We start from the raw sequence: 18,381 nt of genomic DNA on the forward strand, positions 1-18,381 counted from the left end.
AGCCGATGCGAAAGACCCTTCCCTGGTTGCTCTGGATTTGGATGTCCACCGTTATGGTGGCCGCATTCTTCTGGGCGCCGGCGCTGTCGGGCTTCGTGGGCGAGGGGGAATCGAGCCGCATCGTGTACTTCCACGTCCCGATGGCCTGGACGGCCTTTCTCGCCTTCTTCTTGGGCGGCATCTTGAGCGCCGCCTACCTGGTGCGCCGCACCGCCCGCCTCGACGCCGCCGCCGAGGCAGCCATCCAGCTCGGCTTCGTCTTCTGCGTGCTGGCGACGGTAACCGGTGCGATCTGGTCGCGCATCGAGTGGGGCGCCTTCTGGAACTGGGATCCGCGTCAGGGAACCATCGCCTTGGTGCTGCTCTTCTATGCCGCGTACTTGGCTCTGCGCAGCGCCGTCGAGGATCACGAGGTCCGTCGCCGGCTCGCCGCCGGCTACGCGGTGCTCGGCCTGGTGGTCGCTCCCACCCTCTTCTGGGTGGTGCCGCGTCTGATGACCTCGCTGCATCCGGAGCCGGTGGTCAACGCCCGCGGCGAGGTCGAGATGGATGCGTCGGTGCTGCTGTTGATGCTGGCGAGTTGGATCGGATTCATGGCGCTCTTTTTTTGGCTTCAGCGCATCAAGGTTCACCTGACCCTGGCAGATCAACGCCGCGACCGACTGCGGTTCGAGCGAGCGGAAGTCGGCTGAGGACGACCCGAAAAAACGTTTCGCTAACACCCTTTAGGGTAGGGACAAGCGAGGGCCGATGGCCATATGCTGTTGAATCAGCCCACGGAGCCCGAATAGAGATCATGGAATTCGAAGTCAAAGTAGGCATCGTCGCCGTCAACCTCGTCATCTGGACGGGGCTGTTCCTCTACATCTTGCGCCTCGAGCGCAAGGTCCAGGCGCTGACCGTCGACGACCGGAGAGACGAACCATGAACAAAAAAATCCCCTACCTCCTGGGCGGTTTGCTGCTCGTCGCCTTCGCCGCCTTTTCCCTCACCTCGTTCCGCGACACTCTCACGCCCTACGTGTCCTACGATCAAGCGCGGGCCGCCGAACGCACGGTGCAGGTGGCCGGGGCCCTGGCTCAGGGTTCGAGCGACTACAATCTGGCGGACGAAAGCCTGCGCTTCACCCTGCTCGACGAAGAAACCGGCGACCGCCTGCGGGTGCGCTACTCGGGGCTCAAGCCGGCAAACTTCGAAGACGCGGTGAGTATCGTGGCCATCGGCACCTACGACCAAGCGACCGAAGAGCTGGTGGCGGATAAGCTGCTGGTGAAGTGCCCGAGCAAGTACCAGGGCCTCGAAGGTGAAGAGACGGAAACCAAACAATACGGCTAGTGGAAGCACTCTCCCAGCTTTACCTGCCCGGCGCCGTGCCGCTTTGGTGCGCCCTGATCTTCGCCCTGACCAGCATCTGGGGCTACTCCCTGGTGCTGCGCGGCGACGAATCGGCGGTCCCCTTCGCCCGGCGCTCCTACACCCTCTTCGCCTTTGCGGTAGTCGCCACCTCGGCGGTGCTGTTGCTCTGCCTGTGGCGGCGTGATTTCAGGATCGAATACGTCAGTCAGTACTCGGGCCTCGACCTCGCCAGCCACTTCCAGATCGCCGCCTTCTGGGCCGGCCAGAAGGGCAGCTTCCTGATTTGGCTGCTGTGGGGCGCACTCCTCGGCATTCCCGTGGCGCGCACCGCCGGCAAGCGCCTGGAAGCGCCGGCGATGACCATCTACACCCTGACCCAGATCGGCCTGCTGTTCATCCTGGTGCGCGAGAACCCCTTCGTGATGCTGGCCGAGGCACCGCTCGACGGCAAAGGCCTCAACCCACTGCTGCAGGACGACTGGATGGTGATCCATCCACCGGTGATGTTCATCGGTTATGCCTTGACGGCGGTGCCCTTCTCGTTCGCCGTTGCCGCTCTCTGGCGCCGCGAATACAAGAGCTGGGCTACCCGCGCCTTCCCCTGGACCCTGGCCGGTTTTCTGGTACTCGGCGCGGCCATTCTGATGGGCGGCTACTGGGCCTATCGCACCCTCGGCTGGGGCGGCTACTGGGGCTGGGACCCGGTGGAAAACGCCTCCCTCATCCCGTGGCTGTTGCTGGTGGTATTGATCCATGGGCTGTACATGGAACGCACCCGCCAGCGCTATCGACGGGCCAACTACTTCCTGGCGGTGTTCGGGTACCTGGCGGTGCTCTACGGCACCTTCCTCACCCGTTCCGGGGTGCTGGCGGACTTCTCCGTCCACAGCTTCGTGGACCTGGGGATCTCCCGCTGGCTGATCGGGCTGATGGTGTTCTTTTTCGCCCTGCCGACGTGGCTGATCGTCACCCGCCTCCGGGAAGTCGAAACTCGGCCCAATGAAGATCCCCTGCTCTCCCGCGGATTCTTCCTGGTGCTCTCCACCTTGACCATTCTGACCTCCGCGGTGGTGATCACCGTCGGCACCTCGGCGCCGATCATCACCGGTTTCCTGATCGACCTGGGGCTGCTCGAAAACCTCGGCCAGGTGGGCCCGGAGTTCTACAACACCGTCAATCAGCCGTTGGCGATGATGATCGCGTTCCTGTTGGCGATGGTGCCGTACCTGACCTGGCGGGGGGAGGAGTCCGGGGCGCTGCTCAAGAAATTGATCTGGCCGACCGTCGCCGGTGTGGTGGTGACGGCGGCGGCGGGTCTGTGGGGAATCTACGACCCCTTCCACCTAACGTTCGTGTTCCTCGCCGTCGTCGCACTGTGGAGCAATCTCGTCAAGGCCCTCGACCGCGCCCGGGCGGTCGGCGTTCTTGCCGGCGGCGGGTACTTGGCCCACGTCGGGGTAGGGGTGATGCTGATCGGATTCCTCGCCTCCTCGGCCTACGACCGCAGCGTCAAGGTGACCTTGACCCAGGAAGAACCGCGCCTTCTCGACAGCGGCATGGAGCTGACCTTCACCCGCCAGATCCCGCGCACCGCCGAGGAGAAGGAGCGCATGGAAATCCGGGTGGTGCGCGAAAACGGCTCCGAGTACTGGGCCTACCCGAAGATGTTCATCAATGACCGCACCCGGCAGTTGATGGTCAATCCGCACATCCGGAAGATGGCCGCCCTGGACATCTACATCTCGCCCATCGAGTTCGACCCCGGGCGCCCGGCCGGCGCACCGGAGCGCATCCAACTGACCCGCGGCCAGATCCTGGACGTCGGCGACCTCGAAGTGCAGTTCATCGACTTCGACCTGCCAGCCGGCGCGATTCCGGCGCAGCTTCAGGCCGGCGGCCGGGTTTCCGTGGGAGCGGCCTTGGACGTGAAGGACGCCGACGGCGCGCGCAACCCGGTCCAGCCGCTCTATCAGTTCGACGGCAGCGGCCGCATCCAGGCAATGCCGGTGCCGTTGCCCGGCGGCGGCACCGTGCGGGTGGCCGCCATCAACCCGACGGACGGCGCCGTGGTGCTCGACTTCGCCGGCGCCGCCGGCACCTCCGCCGGCGGTCAAGCCCCGAAGCTGGCCCTCGACGTCACCGAGAAGCCGCTGATCAACCTGGTCTGGTACGGGCTGTACGTGATTCTCTTTGGTGGTGTGCTGTCCTCGATCCAGCGCTTCCGCCAGTCGCAGGTGCTCGCCGGCATCGAGGAGTAATTCCCCTACATACCTAAGGCGAGGCGCTCCGCCAACAGCGGCGGCAGGCCGGCGTTGACGATGCGCCGCTGGGCCGCCTCCACCGAGTAAGGCACCCGATACCAGCGCACCACCCGACGGTCGCTGTCGTAGATCATGTAGGCGGCCCGCGGGTCGCGGTCCCGGGGCTGGCCGATGGATCCGGGGTTGATCAGATAGCGCGCATCGGGCGACAGCTCCAGACGGCCCGTCGTACCCCGCAGAGCCTCGACCTGCACCCCTGAGTGGGTGGTCCAGAAGGCCGAAGTCACATGGGTATGACCGAAGAAGGTGATGGGTGAAGAGGTTCCCGAGAAGACCTCGAAGGCGTCGAAATCGGACAGCACGTAGGCGTCCTCGTCGAGCGGTGAGCCGTGGCAGATCGCCAGCTCGTCGGTCACCTGCACCGGACCTTCCGGCAGATCGCGTACGTAGCGCAGATTCCGCGCGGTGAGGCGCTCCGTCGTCCAGCGCGCCGCCTGGAGAGCGGCGAGGTTGAAATTGCCGCCCTCCTGCAGTCCGGCCACCACCTTGTCGTGGTTTCCCCGGATGGCCCAGGTCTTGGGCGACAGGCCGAGAACGCCCTCCACCGTCTGGTTCGGTGCGGCACCGTAGCCGACGACATCTCCCAGCATCAGGACGGCGTGGACGCGCTTGCGCCGAGAATGCGCCAGTACCGCCCGCAGGGCCTCCCAGTTGCCGTGCATGTCCGAAAGAATCAAGTACTTCATGACTGCTCGCTCGCCCTCCGCGCCACCCACTGCTCGATCCGCGCCGCAACCTCTTCCGGCTGCTCCGTCGGGCGAACCTCCACACGCAAGTCACACCGTCGATAGACTTCCAAGCGCGACTCATAAAGTCGCCGCGCCGGACCTTCGCCCTGAAAGAGTGGGCGATCCTCCGAGTTCGTTTGGCTCAACCGCTCCATCAGAGTGGTGAACGGCGGATCCAGCCACACCACCCAACCGGCCTGTTCGATCCGCCGGCGGGCGGGCTCTCGAGTCAGGGTACCGCCGCCCGTCGCCAGCACCAGCTTCGGTTCGTCGAGGAGCTGCTCGACGGCGGCGAGTTCCAGCCGCCGAAACCCGTCTTCGCCCTCCTGGTCGAAGATCCGCTGCACAGACCGACCGGCCTGCCGCTCGACTTCCTGGTCGAGATCGAAGAACGACACCCCCAAACGATCCGCCAGCGGCCGGCCGACGGAGGTTTTCCCAGCCCCCATAAAGCCTGTGAGAAAAACACGCATGGCGTTTCGTTTCGGCGAGCCCGGCCGAAGATTTCCCTACCCCCTACGGCGGCCCTCACTGCGTAGAGCGCGCACCAGCAGGGTGATGAAGCCTCCCCAGACGAAACCGCAGATACAGATCATCGTGACCAGCGCCGCTCCGTTCATCGACCTCCTCTCCCGTGAGCAGGTTGCTGAGAAAGGCCTTCGGCCTATGATCTCAGCTGCCCTGCTAGCTTTCCTTTTCCAGGGGACTCGGCGCCCCCTCACCTGAAAACACCAGTGCTTTCAGGCTCACCCCGTCCTCGGCGCCTCTGGCGCCGCCGAGCCCTCTGGGCTCGGTTGCAGAGTGCTGACGCAGTTTTTCAGCCCTCTGCTAGCTGTGCGTCTCATCCCTTGATTCCGGTCCGATCTCCGGATCGGGCCAGCCAGCGGTTCATCGCCAGCAACGCCACCAGCGCCAGGGCCCACTGCCAGGCGACGGTGCCCACGCTGAAGCTGCCAAAGGGATCGAGCCAATCGCCTTCCGCCGCCTGGTAGAGCCACCAGATCAGGAGCACCACCGCCTGTAGAGGTACCAGAACGGAGATCACGAAGCTCCACCAACGGCCCACCCGCAAATCCGCACCGTCGCCGTTGATCACCTCTCGGCGCATCTTCTCCACACCGTAGGCACGAGCGCCGAAGGCGAAGAACAGGCCGGAGAGGATCAGCCCCAAGCCCCAAACCCAATCCTGGTTGCGGAACCAGCCCATGGAGAGGGCCGACGGCAGACCGAAGACCACCCCCGCCGCTCCCACCCAGGCGAGGGCTCGGCGGCGGCGGAAACCGAAGTCCATCAGCACCCGCGTCGCCAGCTCCAGCATCGACACCAGGCTGGTCAAGGCGGCGAAGGAGAGGGCGAGGAAAAACAGCACCATGAAGAAGGAGCCGGCGGGCATCTGGGCGAAGAGCTGCGGCATCCACTCGAAGGTCAGACCCTCGTTGCCGGCGCCCACGATCTCTTCCCGCGCCAGCGGGTTGACGGCGAAGACCGTGCAGAGCACCATGATCCCCGCCAAGAGCGACATGGAGTTGTTGCCGAAGCCGATGAGGGCGGCGTTCAACGGCACGTCTTCCCGCAGGCGCATGTAGATGGCGTAGGTCAGAATCAACCCCCAGCCGGCACCGGTGTCCCAGGCGTTCTGGGTCAACGCCTGGAGCCAGATGCGCGGCTCTGCCAAGGCGGACCAGTTGGGCTTGAAGAGAAACTCCAGGCCGCGCTCGGCGCCGGGCAAGGTCACGGCCCGCACCGTCAAGGCGAGCACTAGCACCACCAGGATCGGAATGAGGACGCTGGCGAAGCGCTCGATACCCCGCACCCCGAACCACACCACCGAGAAAGCCAAGGCCAAGGCCAGGATGTGGGTGAAAGCCGCACCGGAAGAGCCGGCGAAGGAATTCCACAGGGCGCCGGGCTCGGCATCGGCCAGTTCGCCGGTCAAGGAGGCCGTGAGGAATCGCAGGCACCAGCCCGCGACTACCGAGTAATAGAACATAATGCCGGTGGCGCACAGCGCCACCCAGCCCCCCATCCAGGCGCGCCCGGGACCGGCAAGCCGCTGGAAGGCACCGACCGTACCGCGCCGGGCGGTCTTGCCGAAAGAGAACTCGACCATCATCAGCGGGATCGACCACAGCAGCAAGAAGACCACCCAGGCCACCAGGAAGCTGCCGCCGTCGTTGGTCGCCACTACCCGCGGGAAGCGCCAGATGTTGCCGGTGCCGACGGCCATGCCGAGGGTGGCGAGGATCAAGCCCCAGCGGCTACCGAAGTGCTCGCCTCCGGAGTTTGGGCGGGAGGGCGTCCTGTCGCTCATGGTCGGACCTCCGGATAGGGGTTGAATGCCCTCTCGGCCGCCGCCCGCAGGCGACCGGCGGACGCGGCCAGGGGTGGACGGCAGGCGGCCCCGAGCATCGCCACGGAGTCGGCGCCGGCGGCGAGAACCTGGTCTAGGTTGGACGCATCGATGCCGCCGATGGCGACCAGCGGCTTCTCGACCAGAGCGCGAATTCGCCGCAGCGCCTCCAGGCCGACCACCGGGTCGGGATTCGCCTTGCCGGTGGTCGGAAAGATCGGCCCGACGGCAACCACGTCCACCGCGGGGTCCGCCTCGGCGGCGCGGGCCTGGGACTCGGAGTGGGTGGACAAACCGATCCACACCCCTTCCCCGACCAGCCGGCGGACCGCCGGCGCCGGCAGATCGTTCTGGCCGAGGTGCACGCCGGCGACCGGCAGGAGGCACGCCAGATCGGCCCGGTCATCGATCCACAAACGGGTCCGGTGTCCCTCCAGGCGCAGCAGGCACTCTTCGGCCCAGAGCAGGAACCGCCGGTCATCGGGATTTTTCCAGCGCAGTTGAATCCACTCGATGCCGGCATCGGCCATCGCTTCGACAGCGTCCGGCAGGGGTAGCGGCGCGAGGGCCCGAACGTCCGCGATGGCGTACACCGCGGGCAGGTCGTCGCGCCGCAAGGGGGTCACGACTTGGCGGATCCGGAAGGCGCGAGAAAGCGCTCCATGAAGCGGGTGGAGACCTGGCCCTGCTGGAAGTTGGGATCGTCGAGAATGCGCAGGTGGAGCGGAATGGTGGTCTTGATGCCCTCGACGACGAAGAACTCCAGAGCCCGTCGCATCCGGCGAATGGCCTCCGGCCGGCTGCGGTCGTGCACGATCAGCTTTCCCACCAGGGAGTCGTAGTAGGGCGGGATCACGTAGTCCTCATAGCCGTGGGTGTCCACCCGCGTGCCCGGTCCTCCGGGGACGTGGAAAACCTTCAGGGGGCCCGGCGACGGCGTGAAGCGCTCCGGATCCTCGGCGTTGATCCGGCACTCGATGGCGTGACCCTTGGGCTCCCGGCCGCTCGGAATGGTCAATTCCGCCCCGGCGGCCACCTCGATCTGCAGCCGCACCAGATCCACCCCGGTGACCATCTCCGTCACCGGGTGCTCCACCTGGATGCGGGTGTTCATTTCCATGAAATAGAAGGAGTCGTCCTGATCGAGCAAGAACTCGATAGTCCCGGCGTTCTCGTAGCCTACGGACTGGGCCAGGGCCACCGCCGCTTCGCCCATACGGGCTCGCAGTTCCGGCGTGAGGGCCGGCGAGGGCGCTTCCTCGATCAGCTTCTGGTGCCGCCGCTGAATGGAGCATTCGCGCTCCCCTAGGTGGATGACGTTGCCGTGGGAGTCACCGAAGACCTGGAACTCGATATGCCGCGGCTCGACCAGATACTTTTCCAGGTAGATCGCGCCGTTGCCAAAAGCGATCTCGGCCTCTTCGCTCGCCGTCGCGAACTGGCCGCGCACCTCGGATTCCTGGTGCACGATGCGCATGCCCCGGCCGCCGCCGCCGGCCGATGCCTTGAGGATCACCGGATAGCCCACCTCACCCGCCCGGCGGGCGGCCGCATCGGCATCGGCCAAGGGTTCCTCGCTGCCCGGCAGCACCGGCACGCCGGCGGCCGCCGCGGACTTTCGCGCCTGGGCCTTGTCGCCCATCAGACGAATGGTGTTCGGCGGCGGTCCGATCCAGGCCAGGCCGCACTCCCCGAGCACCTCGGCAAAGGCGGCGTTCTCGGCCAGGAAGCCGTAGCCCGGATGGATCGCATCGGCACCGGTGATCTCCGCCGCCGAGATGATGCGCGAGACATTCAGGTAGCTGCCCGCCGGAGCCGGCGGTCCGATGCAGATGCCTTCGTCCGCGTAGGTCACGTGCAGGCTGTCGCTGTCGGCGGTGCTGTGGACGGCGACCGTCGCAATACCGAGCTCACGGCACGCCTGGATGATGCGCAGCGCAATTTCGCCGCGATTGGCGATGAGGATTTTGTTGAACATGGAGAGCAGGGAGGAGCTAGCTTGCCTCGAGCACGAAGAGCGGCTCGCCGTACTCCACCGCCTGACCGTCCTCCGGCAGGATCCGACGGACGACTCCGGAGGCATCGGCCTCGATCTCGTTCATGATCTTCATGGCTTCGACGATGCAGAGCACCTGCCCCTTTTTCACCCGGCTGCCCACTTCGACGAAGGGATCGGCATCCGGCGACGGAGCGCTGTAGAAGGTCCCGACAATGGGTGAGGTGATGACGTGGCCGTCCTCCATCAGATCCTCTTCGGAGTCGGCCTCAGCCGAAGTCGCCGCGGCCGGTGCAGCCGCCGCCGGTGCTGGTGCCGCCGCGGGAGCGGGAGCGACCGCGGCGGCCACCGGCGCCGCGACGATCGGCGCCGCCTCGCCCTTGGCCTCGACCTTCAGCCGAAAACCGGAGCGCTCGATCTCGAGACCACCGAGATCTCGCTCGTCCACCAGGTTGATCAACTCTTTGATCTGCTCGAAGGTCAGCACATCATGCCCCTTTGCACTCTTTGAAATTCAGCACCCGGGAACGGGCGAGGACTAGAGAAAAAGATCCTTTTCTAGCAGAAGCCGCGCTCGGCGCAGTTCGAAACGAGCGCGGCCGTAGTTGCCGCGCGGGCTCAACACCAGCAGGAGATAGTACCCCGGCGCCACAGTGCTGACGATCAGAGTGAGTTCGTCCGTCGACACGGAGAGTTGGTTCACGTCGCCCACCGCGAGTTCCCGATGATGATCCGAGATATTGCGAGCTTGGGTGATCAGTTCCGCCGCCAGAAGCTCGATGTCGAGTTCCGCGTCGGCGCTGACGGATTCCACGGCAATGCCGTCTTTGTCGATCAACGACAGCGCGAGAGCGCCATCGATGCGACCGCTGATCTGGCTCAATTTCTCAAGAAACATCGGACTGCCCCCCTCGTCGAATGCGCTGCAGATAGCTCTTCAACAGCCGAATCCGCCGCTCACCGGAGGATTCGCCGGTGGCACCATCGGCAAGGAAATCCGCCGCTCGCGCGAAATCCGGTCCGGGCTCGCCGTCGGACCCGTGAGCGGCCTCGACCAGTCCCGATCGAGCCGCTTCGCTCTCCGGGTCCCGTTCCAGGACGCGCTCGAAAATGGTGGTGGCCTCTCGGCGATGCCCTTGCTCCAAGAAAAGCTGGCCGAGGGTGGCCGTAGGCTCCGGTTCTCCTGCGCCGGCGCTGGCCTCGTCGGGGGTACGGTCTGCCGGCTCGGCCTCCGCATCGGAATCCGACACCTCATGGGAGTCTGGCATCGCCGGTGGAGCGGCTACCGGACTCGCCTCGAAAACGGTCTGCGGCGGCTCGGCCACCGACGGCGGCACCGCGAACAGTCCGTCTCGACCCAAGGCTGCATCATAGGCCGAGCGGTCCCGGCCGGAGAAAAGATCCGGGAACGGTTCTTGGTCAAAAGAAGAGGCGGAGAGAGTGGCGTCGCTGCGCGCCGTCTCGATCCGGCGTTCGAGGTCCGGAATCTCCGGATCGCCACCGTTCAATTGACGGTACTGAGCCAGGCGCTCCGTCGCCCCGTCGGCATCGCCGCAGCGCAACCGGGACTCGACCAGCAGCTTGTTGGCCACCAGATGGGTAGGGTCACGCTCGAGAATGGCTTCGAAGGCCTCGGAGGCTTCCTGCGGCTGCTCGAGATCGAGCAGAGTTCGCCCCAACGCGACCTGCGCCGAAAGGTGGTTGGGATGAACCGCCAGACCTTCTCGCAGTACCTCCATCGCCTCTTCCGTCCGCCCCTCACGCCGGTATTCGTCGGCGAGTTGCAGCAAGATACGCGACGATCGTTCCGCCTGCCAACGGGCTCGCAGCTCCCGCAAGTGGTCCGGCGTGTTGTCTGTTTCATCCATGACGCGCACCTCGCATGCCCCGCGTTCCCCGAATCGGCCTCAACGACCCTCAACCCCGGCCGGGAATCGCGCACTTCCGCCCGATGCGGATCGCTCCGCATCGACCGATTCATCGCGCTCCCGAAGGACTTCAATCATCGACCGCGTGCTGCTCAGTATAGCCGGCCTCGAGCCCGGGTCCGCACCGACAACGCCATCGCAGCGGATCCCGCCGATTCTACCCTCTGCCCACGGCACGAAAAAGGGCGGACTCCCTCGCGGGAGGTCCGCCCTTCCCTTGCACCAAGGCGACCGCGGTCAGTTGGAGATTAGAACGGCCTTGGTGATCTGGTCCTCGCCGATGGCGTTGCCGGCGGTCAGCGTCACCAGGTACTCGCCCGGAGCACTGTAGGTGTTGGTCGGGTTCTGCAGCGTGCTGGTATTGCCGTCGCCAAAATCCCATCGCCAACGGGTGGGATTATTAGTGGACAGATCCGTGAAGGCCACCGTCAAACCACTCACCACAGAAGTGAAGTCCGCATCCGGCGGCCGTTGGATCTGGATGGTCACGGTGGCCGCGGAGGCCGCACCGCCGGCCAGGGCCTGCACCGCAAAAGAATCGCCGGCCAGAGTACTGATTTCGAAATCGGATACGTTCAGCGTGTCCCGGGCACGACCCTGGCCGTCCGTGTCCTGAAAGCTTCCCCCGGACGCCAGGGTTCCCAGGTCCGCCTGGAAGTTGACCAGATCTTCGCCGTTTCGCAGCGGCTGCCCCTCGGCATTTCGCACCAGCGCCAACAGGCTGACCCGCCCGCCCGTTTCGGGGATCGAAGAAGGCGTCGCCTGCAGGGTGATGGCGCCAGCCGTCTCGCCGATCTCAACGTCGACGGTGGCGCCCTCGCCCGCGCCGACGGTGGCGGTCACCGTCGCCGTGCCAATGCGTCCGTCGCCCTGTAGGGAGGCCGTGGCGACTCCGTTGGCGTCCGTTTCGACGATTGGATCGATCGTGCCCAGGGTGGTGGACATGCGAATCTGGGTTCCCGGATTGACCGGGGTGCCGTTCATTCTGAGTGCTGTCACCCGCACGATGGTCTCGCCGTTGATGCTGATCCGGCTTTGGGTGACGGTGATACTCAAGGTCGTCCCGGCCGGCGCCACCGGCGACGCCTTGTCGCAGGCACTGGCGGTCAGCAGGATCCCGAGCAGGCAGGCAATGATTCCGAGTAGGCGTTTGTGAGTCATGGCAAATCAGTATACGGAGAAGGGCGATCGACCGTCCAGGCCGATCGCCCCAAAGTTTGATCCGAATTTCAGCTCCCAGCTCCTAGCTGCGCGCCCGAAGGGCGTGGCGGCAGCGAAGCTGGGGTGAGCCCGAAGAGCGAGGGACGGACCGTGGGCGGGCGCCCAGCCCCCTAGAGACTACAAGCTAGCTGGCCTGCTGAAAGAATGGGCCAAGCCCTCTTCAGCAGCCTGCTAGCTCCCTGGCGGTGGCGGAGGCGGCGGAGGTGCCGTATCCCCACGGCAGGTCGAGTTCGACGGCGCATAGACGAAGGCATCCGGGAAGTCGAAATCACAGGTGGTTGCCCGGTTGACGACCGTCATGTTCACCGCCGTCGGCACGAACCGCTCACCTTCGGTGCCGTCGTTGTTGTCGTCGCAAGCGGCGACCAAGAACGACTCTTCCGGCAGGAACGGCGTGCGAATGACCAGCGTGCTGAAGTCGCTACTGACGGAGGTGATCGCCGCCGGCCGACCGTCGAAGGTGACGAAGGCATCGCGCAGGTTCGAACCCCGCACCGTCACCGTCGTTCCGCCAGCCTGCGGGCCGGAGGTCGGGCTGAGGCTCGAAACCAAAGGTCCGAACAATTCCACGAGATAGGTGAAGGTGATGCCGGAAGTTGCACTGTCGCCGGTCTCGATGTTGACCACCTCGACTCCGCCGGACACGTCATCGCAGGAATCGGTCACGATCGGTACCGTCTCGACAACGATCTCCGTACCGGTGACAGACCGAACGCTCTGAGCGAAGTTTGCCAGCTCGACCGCCACCGGCGCATCGAAACCCTGACCGAAGATGGTCACCAACACGCCGCCAAAGTAGGGCGACGTGCCCGGCCCCATGGAGGTGATGAGGACTTCGGAACCGTAGCGGAAGACCGAAGTGGCAATCGAGGCCAGCCCCGTGTCGAGGTTGCGGAACAAGATGTCAACGCTCGCGTTTTGATTGTTCTGTCCGAAACCCGTCGCCGCCGGGGTGAGCACCTCCAGGCGGGTGGGGGTGATGGAACGAATCTCGCCCTCCTGGCCCTGGAAGGTGCCGGGGTCCGTGCCCTGACCGAACAGCACCTGCAACGGCGCTTCGAATCCGGAGCCGACGATGGTCAGAAGGGTACCGCCTTCGTTCGGACCGGTCGCCGGAGTCACCGAGAAGGCGGTCGGAATCTCCGTCTCGCCACCGCCCGGTGAGTAGGTGAAGCCACCGGAGATGGTGTCCGTCGCCTGGTCCGGACCGTTGACATTGTTGGTCACCGTCACGTTGACGAGATTCTGCTGGTTGCTCGGACTCGACGATGTTGGGGTTCGCACCCGGATGCGGGTACCGCTCACCGACAGAACCTGCGCATTGACGCCGCCGAAGGTGACCCGCACCGGCGCGATGAAACCACCGCCGTTGATCGTCACCGTATCGCCACCGGCGGGGTTCCCCACCGCCGGACTGACAAAGCCGATGAAGAACTCATCCTGCTCCCGAATCACGACCTGGGCCTGACCGACGCTGTTTTGGAGCCGCGCCTGCACAACCGCCGTTCCGGCAGTGGTCACCGGCGGGAATAGCTGCACGTTGGCAACGCCGCCGTTCAGAACCAGCGGAACGTTGTTCGGACCACCGGGCGTTCCGAGGAAGCCGAGGGTGGTAGTGACCACGAGGGTCGTGCCGCCGGCTGGCGCCGAACCGTCGGCCTGACGCACCCGGACGGTGATCAAGGCCGGATCCGAGCTGCCCGCCGGCAGGGTCGCCGGACTCGCGGTGACGGTGATGGAGAAGTTGGTCCCGCCCCCCGGGTTGGCCGGCGGCGTTCCGCCGCTCGGAGCGGGCTCACTGGGCGAATCGCTCGAACAGCCGGGCAGAATCAGGAGACCCACAGCGAGCATCGCCAGGGCGACGATTCGAAGCAGAGGGGTGACAGCGCGCGGATTCATGATGGCCCTCATCTCTAGGGTACGAAAACGATATCGAAGCGACTGGGTGCGGTAACGACCTCGTTACCGGTCAAGGTGCGGCCGAAGAAGCGGAGCTGCAGATTCAGCCGAACGGAGCGGTTACCGGTCTCCGTGTCGAATCCACCGTTGGCGAACAGCAAGTCCGAAAGCGGCGGCGCACTGAACTGCTCGCCGGACATTACCGCCAGATTCACATAGTCGGCGGTGCCGTTGATCGGCACGACCCCGAAGATACTCGCCACCAGCGGAGCCGGCACTCGAGTGCCGTTGTCCGTGCGGGTGTAGACCACTTCGTAGGAGCGCAACTCGATGTTCATCAGCGGCGAGGTGGTGAGGTTCGGGTTCGCCGGCAGATTCTGAAGGGTGAGCTGGTCGACCTGAACCGGCGCATTGCCCTGCGCATTGACGCTGATCTGCAGCGGAAGACCGTCGAAGTCCGAGACGGACAGGACTACGCCGCCCTCGCTTTGATCCGTTCGCGACTCGCAACCTCCAACCGCCAGCAAGACGGAGAAGAGGAGGAGGATGAAGATTGTCTTTCTCATAGGCCTAGCTCCTACCACCTCTAGAGTCGCATCACGCGCGGCGTGATGAAGATCAGGAGTTCGTTGTTTTGGTCTTCGCGACGACGATTCTTGAACAGGTGACCGATGATCGGGACATTCGCCAGGCCGGGTACCCGGTCCTGGCCATCGTTGCTGGAAACTTCATAGATGCCGCCGATCACCGTGGTCCCACCATCGCGCACGATCACCCGGGTCTGGGCCTCTTGGGTTGCGATGGGAGCGGCGTTGGCCCCCTGTACCGCCAAGGCAAACTCAGGGTTGCGTTTTTGAATGTTGATGTCCATCAAAATCGTTCCCTCGGCGGTCACCTGCGGGGTGACCTCCAACTTGAGGGTGGCTTCGATGAACTGCACGCTGACGGTGTTGTTGGAAACCGTCTGGATCGGGATCTGAAAACCGCTCTGGATCGACGCTTGCTCGTTGTTGAGGGTCGAGACCTTCGGCGCCGACAGTACGTTGATCAGACCTTCGTTCTCCGCCGCCACCAGGGAGGCGTTGATGTTGAAGGTGCCGGCGAGGGAGCCGAGGGCCAGGTTCAAGAAACCGGCGTTGCCGCCGGTGACCAGGTTGACCCCGCCACTGCTATCGACCGACCCCGGGAAGACCAATCCGGTGGGATTGCCGGTTGCCGCCGAAGCAATACCTCCGAAGGACCAGTCCACGCCCAGACTCTGGGTGAAACTCTTACGGGTTTCGATGATGCGCGCTTCGATCATCACTTGCGGTTCAGCGGTGTCGACACTTTCGATCACCGCGATCACCGTGTCCATGATCGACGGCAGTTCTTTGATGATCAGGGTATTGGTGCGTTGATCGACGATCACGCTACCGCGCTGGCTCAGCACACCGCCCTGGCTGCTCAACAGACCGGCAACGGCGCCGGCGTTGGCATAGCTCAAGCGCTTGATGATGGTCAACAGCGGCACCGACAGGGCTCGGGCGGCCTCCAAACGCTGGCGCTCCTCGGCCTCGGCGCGCAGTGTGGTCACCGGCGCGATGCGCATGACGTTGCCTTCCAGCTCGTAACCCAGGCCGTTCATTTTGAGGATCTGCTCGAAGGCCTGGTCCCAGGGCACGTCCATCAGCTCGACGGTGACACTGCCGGTGACCCCTGGCTGGATCACCAGGTTGAGGCCCGAGAGCACCGCGAAGGCGCGCAGGGTCTCCACCAAATCCGAATCCCGCAAGCTGAAGGAGATCGGGTCGCCAACGTACTCGCGCTCCTGGCCGCCGATGGACTGGGCGGTGAAACTCTGGGTCCCGGAAGCCGGGTCCGAGGGTTCTTCCAGCTTGATCTCGGCGCGGCGGAAGAGATCCAGATCGCTGGTGCTGCTCGCCGGCTGACTCACCTCGACCTGTACGGGGACCTGTACTGGCGCGGCAGACGGCTCCTCCGGTTCGGGGGTCACGACCACGACCGGCTCCTGCATCGTCTCGCCGTCGTCGATGCTGGCCACCTCCACGTCGTAGCTCTCCAACTCGTCGTCGGCGACCGCGGCCTCCACCACCGGCTCCTGCTCCTCGCTGAAGCTGTAGGTGTCGGCTTCGTCGTAGGCAACCTCGGCGGCGGTGTCGTAGGCATCGACCTCGCTACCGCCCTGGGCCGCCTGGGTCGGAATGTTGTTCTCGGCGCCGACTCCGGCGAGATCCGCCACCGCTTCCGTCGGCGCGGCGGCCGGTCCAAAGCGCACCACCAAGCCTTCGCCGGTGCGCTCCACCTGCGGCGCCAGCCGGTCTTCGAGGTCGAAGACCACCCGGGTCACCGGTTCCGGATAGGGCCGGAACTGGGCCATCCGAACGCGCGCCACGTCGACGCCGTCGACCATCAGGGCCGAGGCGGTGCTCTCGTTGATCACCCCCTCGAGATCGACCACGAAGCGGTACGGCTCGTCGAGGGCGAAGGTGGAGTAGCTGAACTCGCCGTCGCCGGCGATGCGAACGGCCGTGCCGCGGGCCGACGGCAGTACCTCGACCCCTTCGAGGCGGGTCGCCAGGGGACCGCTCGGCGGCGGTGCGTGGAGGGGTTCGTCGGCGGTGCCGACATAGGCCACCTCGGCCGGCGCTTCCGGCGGCATCGGCTCCGCTTCCACCGCCGGCTCTTCGGTCACCGCCTCGACCACCACTTCGGACGCCGGCAGAGGTTCATAGGCGAGTTGGGTGGCGGGCTCTTCTTCGGCGCCGGCGGCCGGCGCCCCATCGACCACCGCGTCGGTCGGCGTCAGAAAGATCTCCAGGGATTCGCCGGCCCCGGCCATCGAGTGCTCGAAGGTCACCGCCGACTCGACGGCGATGCGGGTCATCGGCTGGCCAGCCTGCATCTCTTCGCCGATCACCACGCCGCGGACGAAACCGGCACCGGCGAGTTCGTCGGGTACGCCCGGAGCGAGGCGGCTGTTGGGCAGCTCGACAATCAAGCGGCCCTCCTCGTCGCGATAGCCGGTCCAGGTGAGGGGAGCGTCGGAGGTGACCCGCAGGGCGGCATCCGGCGCCCCCTCCATCAACTCCACCGATCGCACCATCGCGAGCGCCGCATCGGACGTTTGGCCGGCGCTGCCCTCGGCCATCCCGACGCCCTCCGGCGCCGCGGCGGGGATCAGGCCCTCGTCCGTCGTCGACCTGGGAGCTGCCGTGGATGCACAGCCAGCCCATAGCAAGACCAACGAGGAGGCCGCCACCGCCAGCCAGATCTGCGCTCTACGCCTCTTGATTCGGTTCACCACTTCTCCCATGGCTCTCGCCTCCCAACGGGTCTCTAAAGAGCCCGATTCGGAACTCGGCTAAGGATTGAGCTTCTTCGCCACTTCCCGAAAGGGTTTCAACGCGGTTTGATCCCGCACAATCTGCCGGAACACGACTTCGTCTCGATCGATCGACACGACATCGCCGTCGTAGAGCTGATCCCCTTCGTAAAGCAGATAGCCCCTGTCCTTGTCGGCCGCCTGAACCTGAGCGACCCACCTTCCTCCCGTTCGAAACACTCCGGTCAAATCCAGCTCGTCGATCAGCAGACCGGGGACTCCATCCGGCCGGGCACCCCGTAGCTCCGGTTGGTCCCGGGCCGCGAGCAGAGATTTGAACGGATCCCGCCGTCCCCGAGGGTCGTAGGTAAAACCCCGTCCTTCGAAGACTTCCTGATCCTCCTCGAGGATCGCGTTGATGGCATCGAGGTCTGGCTCGCGAGCCCCTTCGCCATCCAGTTCGAGACCCTCCTGCTCGGCGGGCTCTTCCTCTTGCTCCTGCCCAACGGCCTCGTCCCGCACATCCTGCGCCGCCAACCCACCGTCGACCGCCGGCAACAGCAGCAGCGCAAAGCCGAACAGCCAGGCGAGTCCAGGGCGCAGAAAGCTCTGACGCCGAGGCATTGCGGCGGACCTACCTTGCCGTAGACCGATCAATTGACTGGCTCCTCGGTAAGGGTTTCCGGCGGCGGCTCTTTGTAGATGAACGTCTTGGCGACAAAGGAGGCCGAGATCGTCTGCCCTCCGTCCGCCGGAGTCGCAACGACCGTCAGATTCTCGACGTTGATGATCCGCGAGAAGCGGCTCACCCGGTCAAAGAGCAGCGCGAGGTTGTGGTAGTCGCCGGCCAGATCGATGCTGATCGGCCATTCGCTGTAGAACTCTTTGTCGACGAAGGCGCCGGGCGTGAAGCGGCGGAAGCCGAAGTCGCCTTGCTCCGCGAGGGCGCGGATCCGGCGCAACAGTTCCGGAGTGTTGCGGCGCGCCGGCAAGATGCGGAGCAGCTTGTCCAGCTCCAGTTCGAGCTCACGCACCGCCTCGCGGAACTGAGGCAACTCGCGCTGTGCCGCCAGGCCCTGCTGGATCTTGACCTCGAGGGCCTGCAGTTCACCCTTCTGCGCCTCGATGCGCGCCTGCTTGTCTTCGATCTGGAGCTTGTACCCCACACCCAGCAACAGCGCCGCCACGATCAATCCGAGGATCAATCCGAAGTACCAGGGCTTGCCTTCGAGGCCGGTTTCGAGCGCCATCGTTGCG

18 protein-coding genes are annotated in these 18,381 nt (G+C 65.3%); 4 read left to right on the forward strand and 14 right to left on the reverse strand.

The features are described from left to right. Positions 1 to 5 precede the first annotated feature (5 nt). The 4 genes from ccsA (AAF481_08930) to ccsA (AAF481_08945) all read left to right on the forward strand — a co-directional run bounded on the left by ccsA (AAF481_08930) (position 6) and on the right by ccsA (AAF481_08945) (position 3,614). Positions 6 to 692: a cytochrome c biogenesis protein CcsA gene (gene ccsA, locus AAF481_08930; protein ID MEM7481283.1), complete on the forward strand. Its 687-nt coding sequence runs from the start codon at positions 6 to 8 to the stop codon at positions 690 to 692. A gap of 104 nt (positions 693 to 796) precedes the next feature. Continuing rightward, positions 797 to 928 carry a CcmD family protein gene (locus AAF481_08935; protein MEM7481284.1) on the forward strand — a complete coding sequence of 44 codons (132 nt, stop codon included), beginning with the start codon at positions 797 to 799 and terminating at the stop codon, positions 926 to 928. Beyond that, the gene (locus AAF481_08940; GenBank protein ID MEM7481285.1) at positions 925 to 1,335 is read left to right on the forward strand and encodes a cytochrome c maturation protein CcmE; all 411 of its coding nucleotides are present in this window, start codon (positions 925 to 927) and stop codon (positions 1,333 to 1,335) included. Before AAF481_08935 ends, AAF481_08940 begins: the two co-directional genes overlap by 4 nt. Then, positions 1,335 to 3,614, forward strand: a complete 2,280-nt coding sequence (ccsA, locus tag AAF481_08945) for a cytochrome c biogenesis protein CcsA (protein ID MEM7481286.1) — start codon at positions 1,335 to 1,337, stop codon at positions 3,612 to 3,614. The genes AAF481_08940 and ccsA (AAF481_08945) overlap by 1 nt, the downstream gene beginning before the upstream one ends. Before the next feature lie 5 nt (positions 3,615 to 3,619). Here ccsA (AAF481_08945) and AAF481_08950 read toward each other — a convergent pair whose 3' ends face one another. From AAF481_08950 to pilO, 14 genes are all read right to left on the reverse strand, one after another. Then, entirely contained in the window at positions 3,620 to 4,363 is a 744-nt protein-coding gene (locus tag AAF481_08950; GenBank protein MEM7481287.1) for a metallophosphoesterase family protein, read from the reverse strand. Then, positions 4,360 to 4,878, reverse strand: a complete 519-nt coding sequence (locus AAF481_08955) for a shikimate kinase (GenBank protein MEM7481288.1) — start codon at positions 4,876 to 4,878, stop codon at positions 4,360 to 4,362. Before AAF481_08955 ends, AAF481_08950 begins: the two co-directional genes overlap by 4 nt. Positions 4,879 to 5,246: 368 nt before the next feature. Then, positions 5,247 to 6,716 (reverse strand): sodium-dependent transporter, encoded by a 1,470-nt coding sequence (locus AAF481_08960; protein ID MEM7481289.1) that lies wholly within the window; start codon positions 6,714 to 6,716, stop codon positions 5,247 to 5,249. Next, positions 6,713 to 7,381 carry a thiamine phosphate synthase gene (thiE, locus tag AAF481_08965; protein ID MEM7481290.1) on the reverse strand — a complete coding sequence of 223 codons (669 nt, stop codon included), beginning with the start codon at positions 7,379 to 7,381 and terminating at the stop codon, positions 6,713 to 6,715. Before thiE ends, AAF481_08960 begins: the two co-directional genes overlap by 4 nt. After that, positions 7,378 to 8,733 carry an acetyl-CoA carboxylase biotin carboxylase subunit gene (accC, locus tag AAF481_08970; GenBank protein MEM7481291.1) on the reverse strand — a complete coding sequence of 452 codons (1,356 nt, stop codon included), beginning with the start codon at positions 8,731 to 8,733 and terminating at the stop codon, positions 7,378 to 7,380. Before accC ends, thiE begins: the two co-directional genes overlap by 4 nt. Positions 8,734 to 8,749: 16 nt before the next feature. Beyond that, positions 8,750 to 9,235, reverse strand: coding sequence for an acetyl-CoA carboxylase biotin carboxyl carrier protein (accB, locus tag AAF481_08975; GenBank protein ID MEM7481292.1), 486 nt, complete (start codon positions 9,233 to 9,235; stop codon positions 8,750 to 8,752). Positions 9,236 to 9,289: 54 nt separating this feature from the next. Next, complete coding sequence (locus AAF481_08980) at positions 9,290 to 9,649, reverse strand: hypothetical protein (GenBank protein ID MEM7481293.1); 360 nt, start codon at positions 9,647 to 9,649, stop codon at positions 9,290 to 9,292. After that, positions 9,639 to 10,619 carry a tetratricopeptide repeat protein gene (locus AAF481_08985; GenBank protein ID MEM7481294.1) on the reverse strand — a complete coding sequence of 327 codons (981 nt, stop codon included), beginning with the start codon at positions 10,617 to 10,619 and terminating at the stop codon, positions 9,639 to 9,641. The genes AAF481_08980 and AAF481_08985 overlap by 11 nt, the downstream gene beginning before the upstream one ends. A 297-nt stretch (positions 10,620 to 10,916) precedes the next feature. Further along, complete coding sequence (locus AAF481_08990; GenBank protein MEM7481295.1) at positions 10,917 to 11,840, reverse strand: PKD domain-containing protein; 924 nt, start codon at positions 11,838 to 11,840, stop codon at positions 10,917 to 10,919. A 231-nt stretch (positions 11,841 to 12,071) separates the two neighbouring features. Then, positions 12,072 to 13,799, reverse strand: a complete 1,728-nt coding sequence (locus AAF481_08995; protein MEM7481296.1) for an IPT/TIG domain-containing protein — start codon at positions 13,797 to 13,799, stop codon at positions 12,072 to 12,074. Between the two features lie 14 nt (positions 13,800 to 13,813). After that, positions 13,814 to 14,365, reverse strand: coding sequence for a hypothetical protein (locus AAF481_09000; protein MEM7481297.1), 552 nt, complete (start codon positions 14,363 to 14,365; stop codon positions 13,814 to 13,816). Positions 14,366 to 14,385: 20 nt separating this feature from the next. Beyond that, positions 14,386 to 17,103 (reverse strand): type IV pilus secretin PilQ, encoded by a 2,718-nt coding sequence (gene pilQ, locus AAF481_09005; protein ID MEM7481298.1) that lies wholly within the window; start codon positions 17,101 to 17,103, stop codon positions 14,386 to 14,388. Between the two features lie 60 nt (positions 17,104 to 17,163). Beyond that, on the reverse strand, positions 17,164 to 17,748 hold the full coding sequence (locus AAF481_09010) for a hypothetical protein (protein MEM7481299.1): 585 nt from the start codon (positions 17,746 to 17,748) through the stop codon (positions 17,164 to 17,166). Between the two features lie 29 nt (positions 17,749 to 17,777). Then, positions 17,778 to 18,374 (reverse strand): type 4a pilus biogenesis protein PilO, encoded by a 597-nt coding sequence (gene pilO, locus AAF481_09015; protein ID MEM7481300.1) that lies wholly within the window; start codon positions 18,372 to 18,374, stop codon positions 17,778 to 17,780. Positions 18,375 to 18,381: the final 7 nt, after the last annotated feature.

This window comes from Acidobacteriota bacterium, from assembly GCA_039030395.1.
Classification (GTDB): domain Bacteria; phylum Acidobacteriota; class Thermoanaerobaculia; order Multivoradales; family JBCCEF01; genus JBCCEF01.